Raw genomic sequence first — 12,182 nt, forward strand, 5'->3', positions numbered from 1 at the left:
TATCCCGGGGGTATGGGGGCTGGCCCCCACTCCGACATCAGCAAAGCAGACCGCACATGACCGAACTGCCACAAGCCACACAGAAAAAGCTCGGCCTCGTGATCGACCTGGATACCTGTGTCGGCTGCCACGCCTGCGTGATTTCTTGCAAAGGGTGGAACACTGAAAACTATGGCGCGCCGCTGTCGGATCAGGATGCTTACGGCGCGGACCCGTCTGGCACCTTCCTGAACCGCGTGCACAGTTACGAAGTCCAGCCTGATACAGGCCCCGCGCAGCTGTTCCACTTTCCCAAATCCTGCCTGCACTGCGAAGACGCGCCCTGCGTCACCGTCTGCCCGACCGGTGCCAGCTACAAACGCGCCGAGGACGGGATCGTGTTAGTCAACGAATCCGACTGCATCGGTTGCGGGTTGTGCGCGTGGGCCTGCCCTTACGGCGCACGCGAACTGGACCAAGCGGCGGGCGTGATGAAAAAATGTACCCTTTGCGTCGACCGCATCTATAACGATAACCTGCCCGAGGAAGACCGTATTCCAGCCTGCGTGCGGACCTGCCCGTCGGGCGCGCGGCATTTCGGTGATCTGGGCGACCCCGACAGCGATGTCAGCCAATTGGTTGTCGCGCGCGGCGGCGTTGATCTGATGCCCGAACAAGGCACCAAGCCGGTGAACAAGTACCTCCCGCCCCGCCCCAAAGACCAAATGCCTGAAATCGACGTGCTCGCCCCCTTTCTGGCCCCGATAGATCAAGAGCCTAAGGGCTTCCTTGGCTGGCTTGACCGCACATTGGATAAAATCTGATGCACCCTGCACCCTCTGTAATCTTCTTCAGCGTATTTTCCGGGCTTGGGTTCGGCTTGTTGTTCTGGCTGGGGTTAGGATGGCCCTCTCCCACAGGCGTCGTGGCTTTTGTCTTTTTCGCCATTGCCTATGTGCTGGCCGTCGGCGGGCTTATTGCGTCCACATTCCATCTGGGCCGCCCCGAACGCGCGCTCAAGGCGTTCAGCCAATTGAAAACCAGCTGGCTCAGCCGCGAGGCGATCTGCGCAGTGGCGGCTTTGCTCCTGATGGCCGTTTACGGGGCCGGGGCGGTATTTCTTGACCAGCACTGGCGCATCATTGGCGTTCTCGGGGGCCTGCTATCGCTGGGCACCGTTTTCACCACCTCGATGATCTACGCACAGCTCAAAACCGTACCACGGTGGAACATGCCGCTGACGCCATTGAACTTTCTGTCGCTGTCCGTTGCCGGCGGTGCGTTGCTTGCGGGCCAAGTGACCTGGGCGCTTTGGCTCATCCTGATGGCGGGTGCTGTTCAATTTGCCACGTGGATCATCGGCGATACACGCTTTGCGGCATCTGGCACTACCCTCGCCACGGCCACCCAGTTGGGTCAGATCGGATCGGTGCGCGCGTTCGAGCCGCCCCATACCGGCACCAACTATCTGCTGCGTGAATTTGTCTATGTGATCGGACGCAAACACGCCTTCAAGCTGCGGGTTATCGCGCTGCTGCTGATATGCGTGTTGCCCCTCATCCTGCTGCTGGTCCCGTTTTCACATGCCGCTGGCGGGTTGGCTGTTCTTGCCCATGTGGCAGGTGTTCTGACAGCACGCTGGCTGTTCTTTGCCCAAGCCGAACATGTCGTCGGATTGTACTACGGCAAACGTTAAAATGGCGGTGCAAGGTGGGTTTTCACCTTACGCCGCCATCAAAAAATGTGCGTGATTTAGTTCAGCAAACCAGCGTGACGCAGACCGGCATTTACCAATGCCTTGGTCCCGTCCGTCAGGGGCACCAGCGGCAAACGCACCTCATCCGAACACAGACCCAGCTGGGCCATCGCATATTTCACGCCAACCAAACCCGGCTCGGTAAAGATCGCCTTGTGCAGGGGCATCAGTTTGTCCTGAATGGCCAGTGCAGCCGCATAATCACCGGCAAGGCAATGCGCTTGCATCTGACTTAGCAGTTTGGGCGCAACATTCGCAGTCACCGAAATACATCCAACGCCGCCTTGGGCATTAAACCCGTGTGCTGTGGCATCTTCGCCCGAAAGCTGGATGAACTCTGGCCCGCACAGCATCCGCTGATCGCAGACCCGCGCCAGATCACCGGTTGCATCCTTGACACCTACGATGCGCGGCAACTTGGCCAGCTCGGCCATGGTCGCGGGCATCATATCCACAACGGAACGGCCGGGGATGTTATAGATGATAATCGGCAGACCGCAGGCTTCGTGGATCGCGGTGAAATGCGCGATCAACCCTGCTTGGGTCGGCTTGTTGTAATAGGGGGTTACAACCAGCACCGCATCGGCCCCCACGCTTTCGGCGTGCTTGGCCAAACGAATGCTTTCGATCGTGTTGTTCGATCCCGCCCCTGCGACAACAGGGATGCGTCCGGCAGCGGCCTTAACCACTTCGGCGACAACGGTTTCATGTTCGGCATGGGTCAGCGTGGGCGATTCACCAGTGGTCCCAACCGGGACCAGCCCGTTCGATCCTTCGGCAATGTGCCACTCAACCAGTTTCTTGAGCGTGTCCAAATCCAGCGCGCCGTTCATAAACGGCGTGACGAGTGCAGGCAGAGAACCTTGTAACATATGCACGCTCCTTTTCTTGCGTTGCTGGGCAGGCGCCCGATTGCTGATTGGCGGCAACGTGAGTTGAAACCCACCCGCCTTACAGTATGTTGCAAGGCTGTAGCCTTTGATCACTAGGAAATGCAAGAGATGACACGCGCCGCTCTGACGCTGATACTGCTATTCGCCCTTGCTTTGCCTGCACAGGCTGAACGCCCGCGCCCCTTGGGTTGGGCAATGGATGCAGTACGCGCGGGCAATTGGGACAATGCAAAACGGATCGCCCAGCGTGATGGCACCGTGGCCCAAGATGTCGTCGAATGGCACCGCCTGCGCGCAGGGCTGGGAACCTATGACGATGTAATGGCATTTCTACAACGCCGCCCCGACTGGCCCGGAGAACCCTATCTGCGCATGAAGTCCGAAGACGCCGTGATTGCCCATGGTGACGCGGCTGTGCTGGAGTTCTTTGAGGGAAGGCCCCCACAAACGCCCATCGGGGTGCTTGGGTATGCGACCGCCCTCAAGAACGCGGGGCGTTCAGGTGAAGCCGACGCGCGGCTGGTTCTGGCGTGGCGCACAATGCCGATGGATGCCGTGTCGCAGGCCCTGTTTATCGCCGCCCACGACCGTTTGCTAAAACCTCATCACGCCGCCCGTCTGGATGAACTGTTGTGGCAAAGCGATCACGCTGGGGCCAGACAAATGTTCAATCTGGTCGGCGACGCGGACAAGGCGCTGGCTGAAACGCGCATTGCCCTGCAAAACCGCAAGAGCGACGTGAATGAATTGATCAATGCCCTGCCTGCCAGTATGGGCGGCGATGCGGGTCTGCAAAAAGACCGGTTTGAATGGCGTATCCGCAAAGGGTTCGAAGACAGCGCCAAGGATTTGCTGCTGTCCCAATCCATCAGCGCAGACGCCCTTGGCCAGCCAGAGGCGTGGGCCAACCGTCGCCGTGCGCTGGCACGCGATGAAATGCGCAATGGCAACCCAAAACGCGCCTACCAAATGGCATCGCAACATTTTCTTGAGGGCGGATCGAACTTTGCCGATCTCGAATGGCTGTCTGGTTATATCGCGCTGCGGTTCCTCAAGGATCCAAAGCGCGCCCTGACCCATTTCAAGGCACATGACGGTGCCGTCGAATCCCCGATCAGTCAGGGGCGCGCAGGCTATTGGCAGGGGCGCGCCTTGCAGGCCCTGGGTGATACGGAAGGTGCCGCCAAGGCCTATGCCCAAGGGGCGAAATTCCAGTCGTCCTTCTATGGGCTGCTGGCGGCGGAACGCGGCGGGCTGCCCTTTGATCAGACATTGGCAGGGGAACAACCGACACAGGATTGGCGCAGCTCCGCATTGGCCCGCGCGCCGTTGTTTCAGGCAGGAATGTTGCTGCAAGCCTCGGGAGAACTGAGCGTGGCAGAGCGGTTCTGGACCCATCTGGCAGAGCAGTTGATCGAGGATGACGCCGCCATGCTGGGCCAAGCCGCGATTGATATGAAACAGCCCCATCTGGCAGTGATGATCGGCAAGCGGGTTGCGCAGCGGGGCATTACCATCGCCGCGCCCTATTACCCGCTGCATTCCGCGATCAAGCTGGACCTGAACATGGCCCCCGAAATGGTGCTGGCAATCGCCCGACGCGAAAGCGAATTTGACCCCGTCGTGCGCAGCCATGTTGGCGCGCGCGGATTGATGCAATTGATGCCGGGCACCGCTGATGATGTGGCGCGTGATCTGGGGATCAGCGATTTGCATACAACCGACCGGCTGACCGCCGACCCCGATTACAACGCCCGACTGGGATCGGAATACCTGTCGCAAATGGCCGGGCGGTTTAACGGCAATGTCGTTATGGTGTCAGCCGCCTATAACGCCGGCCCCACACGCCCCGCCCGCTGGATGGACAGTTATGGCGACCCGCGTGAAGGCGACATTGATATCGTCGACTGGATCGAGATGATCCCGTTCCGCGAAACCCAGAACTATGTCATGCGGGTCACCGAAAGCCTGCCGGTCTATCGCGCACGGCTTGGCAAAAACCCCTTGCCGCGCCCCTTTACCGAAGAACTGATCGGATCAACGCTGCTGTCTTTCACGCCAAAAGGTGAATAGGCCAGCGGCGACGATCAAGGCCGCACCTATAGCGACGTTGGCACGCACATCTTCGCCAAAAATGCTGATGCCGATGATGCTGGCAAATACCAGTTGCAGATAGGCAAAGGGCTGAACTGCACTGGCCGCCGCGACCTCGTAACAACGGATAAGCAACCAATGGCCCGTGACGCCGGTGATGCACAGGCAGCCCATGAATATCCAGTCGGTTGCGATCATCGGTTCCCAGAACCAGATCCCCGCCGCTGTCATCGCGATTGATCCCGTGACCCCGGTCCAGAAAAAGCTGGTTGCGGTTTTATCTTTGCGGCCCACATAGCGGGTCAACAAACCATAGACGGCGAACATGGCCGCCGCGACCAACGGGATGACTGCGGCAGGATTAAAGACATTCATGCCGGGTTGCAGAATGATCAAAACGCCGATGAACCCGACACCAATCGCAGACCAACGCCGCCAGCCAACGCTTTCGCCCAAGACGGGGCCAGACAATGCGGCCACCAGCAAGGGGTAACAGGTAAAGACCGCATGGCTTTCGACCAACCCAAGGATGGTGAATGCGACGATCATCACGCAAATCTCGGCTGCCAACAGCAGCCCGCGAATGGCTTGCAAGACGGGTTGGCTGGTCTTGGCCGCAGCCCGCAGGCCACCAGCGTTGCGCTTGGCAATCGCGATCACAAAGGCAGCAAAGAACCAATAGCGGATCATGACAACCATCAACACGTTGTATTCAGACGCCAAATGCCGCGACAGCCCGTCCTGAACAGCGAACACAAAGGTCGTCAGCACCATCAAGGTGATGCCCAGCGGAATGTTGTTTGACTGGGCCAATGCTGCCGCTTTGTTGGTCGCGCGGCTCATGTGCGCACCGCCTGTGTCATGTGACGTTTACGGCCATAACCTTGGGTGCGTTGCACCGCGAAACCCGCCGTTTCCAGCGCCCGCCTGACCGCACCTGCCGCCGTATATGTTGCCGCAGTGCCGAACGGCCCTGTGTGCCGGTATATATCGCTTAGCAAGTCAGGCTCCCACAGCTCGGGGTTTTTGGCGGGCGAAAACCCATCAAGAAACCACGCATCGGCCAAGCCGTGCCAACGCGGTACAGTCTGGCGCGCGTCGCCAATGATCACATTCACCTCAAGCCCCGGAAATGACATTTCACCACCTTCGGGTGCCCAAGCGTTCAGCAAGGCGTCGCGCTTGCCATCAAAATCGGGAAAGGTCTGGTGCGCCTGCGCCATGTCTTCGCGCGACATCGGATAGGCCTCGAACGAGGTGAAATTCAGCGTGCCGCGCTGGCCCGACTGCACCCACGCATCCCAGACCACCAACAGATTCAGGCCCGTGCCGAACCCCAATTCGCCCACGCGAAACCCGTCACGGAACCGGCGGGGCAGATCATTACCTTGCAAAAATACATGGCGGGTTTCAGCGACACCGTCGTCAAGGCTGAAATAGGGATCATCGAATTTGGTCGACACCGGAACGCCGCTTTCTTTCCATTCGATATCAGCTGTCTGGTTCTCCATGGGGCGGCCTTGTGTTATCGGGACTTTTGAAAACACTGAGCAAAAAGGGCAAGGATTAGCAATGGTCGAAATCACGATACGGGGCGCAGGGATTTTTGGCCTGTCGGTGGCTTGGGCCTGCATCGCGCGTGGCGCGACCGTTCAAATCATCGACCCGTTTGGCGCGGCATCCGGTGCCAGCGGCGGAATCGTCGGTGCGCTGGCCCCGCATGTGCCCGAAAAATGGAGCGCAAAGAAAGCGTTTCAGTTGGACAGCCTTTTGATGGCCGAAACCTTCTGGCGCGAGATCGAGACGATAGGTGGTGCCCAATCAGGCTATGCGCGCAAGGGTCGCTTGCAGCCGATCATGAACGACCGTGGTGTGGAACTGGCGCAGCGCCGTGCCGAAGCGGCACAAGATTTCTGGCACGACAACGCTGTATGGCAAGTCGTTCAGGCCACGGGTGCCGATTGGGAACCCGTAAGCCCGACGGGTTGGTTGATCTATGACAGCCTCAGCGCGCTAATACACCCGCGCCAGGCCTGTACCGCATTGGTGACCGCCTTGCAGGCAAAGGGCGTCACGGTGCAGACCGAAGGCGACGATCAGGGGCAGGTTTTATGGGCGACGGGCGTGGCAGGGTTGCAAGAGATGTCAGCCACATATGACCGCGTTGTCGGTGCTGGCGAAAAGGGGCAAGCCGCGTTGCTGGCCCATGACGCGCGCGGATTGCCGCAACTGTTTGCCGATGGTGTGCACATCATTCCGCACAGCGATGGCACCGTCGCCGTTGGATCAACCACTGAACGGTATTTCGACGCTCCCGATCAAACCGATGCGCAGTTGGATGACGTTATCACACGTGCCCGCGCTGCTGTGCCCGCTTTGGTAAATGCTCCGGTCATCGACCGCTGGGCCGGATTGCGCCCGCGCAGTCACAGCCGCGCACCGATGCTGGGTGCCTGGCCCGACAAGCCCGGACATTTTATCGCCAACGGTGGTTTCAAAATAGGTTTCGGCATGGCCCCAAAGATCGCCGACGTCATGGCCGATCTGTTGCTTGACGGGCGCGACACGATACCCGACGGGTTTCGGGTATCAGACAACCTTTAGACACCGACCCGCGCCCTGCTTAAGGCCAGTCAGCGTGCAGATACTCTAGCGGTCGGTTTCAGCGCGCAGCGATGCCATCAATTGCGTGAGCTCTCTTACATAGATTTCGCCCGTCAAACGCCCGTTCTCATCAAACGCGTTAGAGCTGTTGGCCAAATGAATTTCCGGCCCCTGCAAAATGCGCGTACGAAACGGGACCATGAAACTGCGCAAAATCAGCTGCGCGCGTTCGCCCCCCGCACGACCCGCCGCAGCGGACATAACCGCCAATGGCTTACCGGCCCAGGGATTACCCTCGACCCGGCTGATCCAGTCGAGCGCGTTTTTCAAAACGCCGGATGGGCCTTTGTTATATTCGACGGTCGAAATCAGGATCGCATCAGCGCCGGCAATTTGATCTGCGGCTTTTTGCACCAAAGCCGGCACACCTGTCGCCGCTTGCTCGTCAGCATCAAACAGCGGAAACCGGATATCCGCCTCGACATAGTCGCAGGGACCAAAAAGACGGGCAGCCTCGGCCAAGAGCATCGAATTTGTCGATCCTTTACGCAGCGATCCAGAAAATCCGATAAGTTTCAAATTGGCCATTCCAGCGATCCTTTTTCATAAACATTGGATTACAAAATGTTCTAATGGCCCGAAAAAGCAAGAGGCCCCGGTGGTTACCGAGGCCTCTGTTCACGTAATCTTGGAACGGTCTTAGGACGCGTTGGGCAGAATAACGATGTCTACCCGGCGGTTCTGGGCTTTGCCGCTCGCGCTTAGATTGCTTGCAACTGGCTGGCTTTCGCCCCGACCAACGGACAGGATACGCGACCCGGGAACGCCATTGTTGATCAGCACATTCGCGACAGCGCGTGACCGACCCTCGGACAGTTGTTGGTTATAGGACGCATCACCGTCGCTGTCGGTGTGCCCGATAATCTGCAGCGTCGAGTTGCTGTAAATGTTCACGTTGCGCGCCAATGCGGCCAGATCATCCTGCATGCCTGACTGCACGGTTGTGCTGTCTGTTGCGAACAAAATGTCCTGGGGCAGGGTCACAATCAGACGGTCGCCTGTGTTCGTGATGATCACATCACTATCCAGCTGGCGGCGCAATTCGGCCTCTTGTTTGTCCAGCGAATAACCGACGCCGGCACCGATGGCACCACCGGCCAACGCACCTACCAACGCGCCATCTGCACGGTTGCCGTCCCCTTTGGACAAGGCACCAATCAGGGCACCTGCGCCTGCGCCGATCAGGGCACCATTGCGGGTTTTAGCGTTTGGATCATTCGGGTTACCGCCGATCGGGCCCGGCTCACAGGCGCTTAGCGCCAATACACTGGTCAGCGCGACGGCGATTGTGGTTTTCGAAAATGTCATAGTATCTTTCTGCCTTTGTTGGGGCCCCGTTCGGGCGAGGCATGTCACCCTTTAACGCCCTACACGAAGTCTGGTTCCCAAGAAAAATATTTTGACATAGCAGTCGGCGCCAAGCCGCCTATGTACCCACATCCGCGCGGGCGGATTCGTAGGCCAGCAGCGCCCGTTTAACGGGAATACCCCAGTGATAGCCACCCAAACCACCTGATTTACGCAGGGCACGGTGGCATGGGATCAACCAACTGATCGGGTTGCGCCCGACGGCAGTGCCCACGGCACGGACGGCTTTGGGCGTGCCGATGTTTTGCGCAATCTCGGAATAGGTTGTGACATTGCCCGACGGAATACTCAGCAACGCCTCCCACACTTTTATCTGGAAAGGCGCGCCAATCAGATACATCGGGGCCTTATCGCCGCTACCCGCCCGCACCCCAAACGCGGTTTGGACCCAATCGTGTAAAAGGTCGGGATTCTCGACAAAGGTGGCACCGGGCCAGCGGCTGCGTAAATCTTCCATAGCTTCCGCTTCCCCTGTCTCGGCTGAGAAAGCGAGGCCGCAGATCCCCCGATCCGTACCCATCACCAACGCAGGGCCAAAGGGGCTATCAAACCAGCCCCATGAAATCTCCAACCCTGCACCTTTGCGGGCGAATTCTCCCGGGCTCATGGCCTCCCATCTTAGGAACAGATCGTGCAGACGACCGGACCCGGACAGGCCTAGTTCATGCGCTGCCCCAAGGGTGGTAAAGCGGTCGCGCAACAGGTCTTTGGCGTGATCCAGCATCAGGTATTGCTGATAACGTTTCGGCGACACCCCCACCCAGCGGGAAAAGAGACGCTGGAAATGTGGGGCGCTCATCCCCATTTGGCCAGCGATCTGATCCAGCGCCAAAGGGTCCGAGGCGTCATCGATCAAATCGATCGCACGGCGCATCACGCCATAGTGATAGCCATCATCAGCGGCACGAGTCGGGGGTGTAAGATCCTGTATCATACCCCCAAACTAGGGATTGCGCCCTATTCAAGCGACCCGAAACTTGCGCCAAACGCAAACTTTACGCAGCAAGCAGATGTAACAGGTTTTCCTCAGGGCTGAGCAGATCACGCAGAAGGCCCGCCTCTTCTTTGGTCAGACAAACGCGCGGGGATCCGGTGGTACCGTCAAAAACCTTGCTCGCGCGCCGCAATTCAGGGGTCACATCCAACATCCAAGCCGTCTCGCGGCCGGTAGTTTCGGCCCAGATGCCGCAGGTCATGATCAGATCGTGATGCTCTGTTATAATGTGGTGATAGCTTAGCGCGGGTGCCCCCATTTCAAAGCGCGGCACGGTACGGCGGGACAACGCACCAATTTCGGCCATTGCTTCGGCATGACCGAAATGCAGGGCCACATGATGCGACGCGACCAGCACATTGTGATGCGGTGAAAGACGCAAAGGTTCGACCAATCCTTCGGGTGCTGTGCTTTCTCGGGGGCGTAGATGGACAGGCGACGCCAATGGCAAACCATCCGGCCCGATGCCGCGTGATCGCTTGATTGCCAGGATCGGTTGCGCGCCGTGGTCACGGGTAATGACGTGATCACCTGATTCCAGCCATTCCACTGGCAGTTCGCCGTCCAATGTCATAATCATAGCGCCCGGACCGAAACCTGAAACCTTTGAAAACATCGTTTCCACTGCCATTACCCATTCCCTTTTTACTGATTTTACCAAGTGCTACCGCCCGTTACACATGGCTAGTCTTATTGCCCGTGGGCGTAATTTAGCGAACAGAATGTGCAAATTAGGTAAACGCGCATTCTTGAACGCGCCCAGTCTTGCCCTGATTGAAAAATCCCCCCATACCAAGGCCCATGGCCAAACCCCTTGATTATCACACCATCCGAGAGATCTTTACCCGGTTTCAGGCAGCAGATGCCGAACCCAAAGGGGAGCTAGATCATACAAATGTATACACTTTGCTGGTGGCCGTGGCGCTAAGCGCGCAGGCAACCGATGCGGGGGTAAACAAGGCCACGAAATCCCTGTTCCAGATCATCGAGACGCCACAGCAGATGCTTGACCTCGGATTGGAGGAACTGACGGATCATATCAAATCCATTGGTCTGTTCCGCCAAAAGGCCAAAAACGTCATGAAAATGAGCCAGATTTTGGTCGATGACTATGAGGGCGTCGTGCCAAACAGCCGTGCGGCCCTGCAATCGCTGCCCGGCGTTGGACGCAAAACAGCCAATGTGGTGTTGAACATGTGGTGGCATTACCCCGCCCAAGCCGTCGATACCCATATCTTTCGCGTGGGAAACCGCACGCGCATCTGCCCCGGTAAAACGGTCGATGCGGTTGAACGCGCCATCGAAGACAATATTCCCGTCGATTTTCAACTACACGCCCATCACTGGATGATCTTGCACGGTCGTTATCACTGCAAAGCGCGCAAGCCGCAGTGCAGAACCTGCATCATCCGCGATCTCTGCCCCTACGAGGACAAAACTGAATGACCCAATATGAAGTGGTTGGTATCGGCAACGCCGTTGTCGATGTAATCTCGCATGCTGATGATGCGTTTCTTGGCGAAATGAACATCGAAAAAGGCATCATGCAACTGATCGAACGTGACCGCGCCGAAGACCTGTACGGCGCGATGGCGGACCGGATACAGACCCCCGGCGGATCAGTTGCCAATACGATTGCCGGTATTGGCGCGCTTGGCCTGCCGACGGCATTTATCGGTCGTGTGAATAACGATGATCTGGGCACATTCTATGCGCAATCCATGATCGACGGCGGCACTGATTTCGTAAACGCGCCTGTCGCGGGCGGTTATCTGCCAACCTCGCGGTCGATGATCTTTGTGTCGCCGGATGGCGAAAGGTCGATGAACACCTATCTGGGCATCTCGACCGATCTGGGCCCTGCGGATGTGCCCGATGCGGTTGCGTCCTCGGCCAAGATCATGTTCCTCGAGGGGTATCTGTTCGACAAGGATCCGGGCAAGCAGGCCTTTCTTGAGGCGTCGCGTCTGACCCGCGCAGCGGGCGGCAAGGCTGGCATCGCGATTTCCGATCCTTTCTGCGTTGACCGTCACCGCGACGATTTCCTGCGCATGATCGCGGACGAGCTGGATTATGTGATCGGCAACGAAGCCGAGATCAGATCCCTGTTCGAAACCGATGATCTGGAGGACGCGCTGGCCAAAACATCCGCGATGTGCGCCATGGTTGTCTGCACGCGTTCGGGCGATGGCGTTACGCTGATCCGCGATGGCGAACGGGTCGACGTACCCGTGACCAAGGTCACGCCCGTAGATGCAACAGGTGCGGGCGATCAATTCGCTGCCGGTTTTCTATATGGCATGGCCACGGGCCGCGATCTGGAAACCTGCGGCAAGATGGGCCACATCTGCGCAGCCGAGGTGATCAGCCACGTCGGCCCCCGCCCGCAAACCGACATCATGACCCTTTTTAAAGAACACGGATTGGTTTGATC

At 58.4% G+C, this 12,182-nt stretch carries 13 protein-coding genes; 6 read left to right on the forward strand and 7 right to left on the reverse strand.

The window, feature by feature from the left end; translation table 11 throughout:
* Positions 1–56 precede the first annotated feature (56 nt).
* Together KZZ06_RS05585 and KZZ06_RS05590 are read left to right on the forward strand one after the other, a co-directional pair.
* Positions 57–803 carry a 4Fe-4S dicluster domain-containing protein gene (locus KZZ06_RS05585; protein ID WP_219579048.1) on the forward strand — a complete coding sequence of 249 codons (747 nt, stop codon included), beginning with the start codon at positions 57–59 and terminating at the stop codon, positions 801–803.
* The gene (locus KZZ06_RS05590) at positions 803–1,675 is read left to right on the forward strand and encodes a DmsC/YnfH family molybdoenzyme membrane anchor subunit (RefSeq protein WP_219579049.1); all 873 of its coding nucleotides are present in this window, start codon (positions 803–805) and stop codon (positions 1,673–1,675) included. The genes KZZ06_RS05585 and KZZ06_RS05590 overlap by 1 nt, the downstream gene beginning before the upstream one ends.
* Before the next feature lie 56 nt (positions 1,676–1,731).
* Here KZZ06_RS05590 and dapA read toward each other — a convergent pair whose 3' ends face one another.
* A complete protein-coding gene (dapA, locus tag KZZ06_RS05595; RefSeq protein ID WP_219579050.1) occupies positions 1,732–2,607 on the reverse strand; it encodes a 4-hydroxy-tetrahydrodipicolinate synthase in 876 nt (291 codons plus the stop codon).
* A gap of 120 nt (positions 2,608–2,727) precedes the next feature.
* Between dapA and KZZ06_RS05600 the strand changes: the two genes are divergently transcribed.
* Positions 2,728–4,701, forward strand: a complete 1,974-nt coding sequence (locus KZZ06_RS05600) for a lytic transglycosylase domain-containing protein (RefSeq protein ID WP_219579051.1) — start codon at positions 2,728–2,730, stop codon at positions 4,699–4,701.
* On the opposite strand, the gene KZZ06_RS05605 is transcribed toward KZZ06_RS05600, so the two are convergent.
* Together KZZ06_RS05605 and mnmD are read right to left on the reverse strand one after the other, a co-directional pair.
* Positions 4,666–5,565: a DMT family transporter gene (locus tag KZZ06_RS05605; protein ID WP_219579052.1), complete on the reverse strand. Its 900-nt coding sequence runs from the start codon at positions 5,563–5,565 to the stop codon at positions 4,666–4,668. The genes KZZ06_RS05600 and KZZ06_RS05605 overlap by 36 nt on opposite strands.
* A complete protein-coding gene (gene mnmD, locus KZZ06_RS05610; protein ID WP_219579053.1) occupies positions 5,562–6,233 on the reverse strand; it encodes a tRNA (5-methylaminomethyl-2-thiouridine)(34)-methyltransferase MnmD in 672 nt (223 codons plus the stop codon). Before mnmD ends, KZZ06_RS05605 begins: the two co-directional genes overlap by 4 nt.
* 61 nt (positions 6,234–6,294) lie before the next feature.
* Between mnmD and KZZ06_RS05615 the strand changes: the two genes are divergently transcribed.
* Positions 6,295–7,326 (forward strand): FAD-binding oxidoreductase, encoded by a 1,032-nt coding sequence (locus KZZ06_RS05615; RefSeq protein ID WP_219579054.1) that lies wholly within the window; start codon positions 6,295–6,297, stop codon positions 7,324–7,326.
* A gap of 45 nt (positions 7,327–7,371) precedes the next feature.
* Here the strand turns inward: KZZ06_RS05615 and KZZ06_RS05620 are convergent, their stop codons facing one another.
* The 4 genes from KZZ06_RS05620 to KZZ06_RS05635 form a co-directional block, all read right to left on the reverse strand.
* Positions 7,372–7,914, reverse strand: a complete 543-nt coding sequence (locus KZZ06_RS05620) for an NADPH-dependent FMN reductase (protein WP_219579055.1) — start codon at positions 7,912–7,914, stop codon at positions 7,372–7,374.
* A 111-nt stretch (positions 7,915–8,025) separates the two neighbouring features.
* A complete protein-coding gene (locus tag KZZ06_RS05625; protein ID WP_219579056.1) occupies positions 8,026–8,694 on the reverse strand; it encodes an OmpA family protein in 669 nt (222 codons plus the stop codon).
* A gap of 118 nt (positions 8,695–8,812) precedes the next feature.
* Positions 8,813–9,688, reverse strand: coding sequence for a bifunctional helix-turn-helix domain-containing protein/methylated-DNA--[protein]-cysteine S-methyltransferase (locus KZZ06_RS05630; RefSeq protein ID WP_219579057.1), 876 nt, complete (start codon positions 9,686–9,688; stop codon positions 8,813–8,815).
* Between the two features lie 61 nt (positions 9,689–9,749).
* Positions 9,750–10,379, reverse strand: coding sequence for a Hint domain-containing protein (locus tag KZZ06_RS05635; RefSeq protein ID WP_219579058.1), 630 nt, complete (start codon positions 10,377–10,379; stop codon positions 9,750–9,752).
* A gap of 170 nt (positions 10,380–10,549) precedes the next feature.
* Between KZZ06_RS05635 and nth the strand changes: the two genes are divergently transcribed.
* On the forward strand, positions 10,550–11,194 hold the full coding sequence (nth, locus tag KZZ06_RS05640; protein ID WP_219579059.1) for an endonuclease III: 645 nt from the start codon (positions 10,550–10,552) through the stop codon (positions 11,192–11,194).
* Positions 11,191–12,180 carry an adenosine kinase gene (locus KZZ06_RS05645; RefSeq protein ID WP_219579060.1) on the forward strand — a complete coding sequence of 330 codons (990 nt, stop codon included), beginning with the start codon at positions 11,191–11,193 and terminating at the stop codon, positions 12,178–12,180. The genes nth and KZZ06_RS05645 overlap by 4 nt, the downstream gene beginning before the upstream one ends.
* Positions 12,181–12,182: the final 2 nt, after the last annotated feature.

This window comes from Sulfitobacter sp. CW3, from assembly GCF_019392245.1.
GTDB lineage: Bacteria > Pseudomonadota > Alphaproteobacteria > Rhodobacterales > Rhodobacteraceae > Sulfitobacter.

Excerpts from the sequence above, each read along its gene's own strand:
- KZZ06_RS05585 (WP_219579048.1), top strand. The coding sequence starts at position 57 with ATGACCGAACTGCCACAAGCCACACAGAAAAAGCTCGGCCTCGTGATC.
- KZZ06_RS05590 (WP_219579049.1), top strand. The coding sequence starts at position 803 with ATGCACCCTGCACCCTCTGTAATCTTCTTCAGCGTATTTTCCGGGCTT.
- dapA (WP_219579050.1), bottom strand. The coding sequence starts at position 2,607 with ATGTTACAAGGTTCTCTGCCTGCACTCGTCACGCCGTTTATGAACGGC.
- KZZ06_RS05600 (WP_219579051.1), top strand. The coding sequence starts at position 2,728 with ATGCAAGAGATGACACGCGCCGCTCTGACGCTGATACTGCTATTCGCC.
- KZZ06_RS05605 (WP_219579052.1), bottom strand. The coding sequence starts at position 5,565 with ATGAGCCGCGCGACCAACAAAGCGGCAGCATTGGCCCAGTCAAACAAC.
- mnmD (WP_219579053.1), bottom strand. The coding sequence starts at position 6,233 with ATGGAGAACCAGACAGCTGATATCGAATGGAAAGAAAGCGGCGTTCCG.
- KZZ06_RS05615 (WP_219579054.1), top strand. The coding sequence starts at position 6,295 with ATGGTCGAAATCACGATACGGGGCGCAGGGATTTTTGGCCTGTCGGTG.
- KZZ06_RS05620 (WP_219579055.1), bottom strand. The coding sequence starts at position 7,914 with ATGGCCAATTTGAAACTTATCGGATTTTCTGGATCGCTGCGTAAAGGA.
- KZZ06_RS05625 (WP_219579056.1), bottom strand. The coding sequence starts at position 8,694 with ATGACATTTTCGAAAACCACAATCGCCGTCGCGCTGACCAGTGTATTG.
- KZZ06_RS05630 (WP_219579057.1), bottom strand. The coding sequence starts at position 9,688 with ATGATACAGGATCTTACACCCCCGACTCGTGCCGCTGATGATGGCTAT.
- KZZ06_RS05635 (WP_219579058.1), bottom strand. The coding sequence starts at position 10,379 with ATGGCAGTGGAAACGATGTTTTCAAAGGTTTCAGGTTTCGGTCCGGGC.
- nth (WP_219579059.1), top strand. The coding sequence starts at position 10,550 with ATGGCCAAACCCCTTGATTATCACACCATCCGAGAGATCTTTACCCGG.
- KZZ06_RS05645 (WP_219579060.1), top strand. The coding sequence starts at position 11,191 with ATGACCCAATATGAAGTGGTTGGTATCGGCAACGCCGTTGTCGATGTA.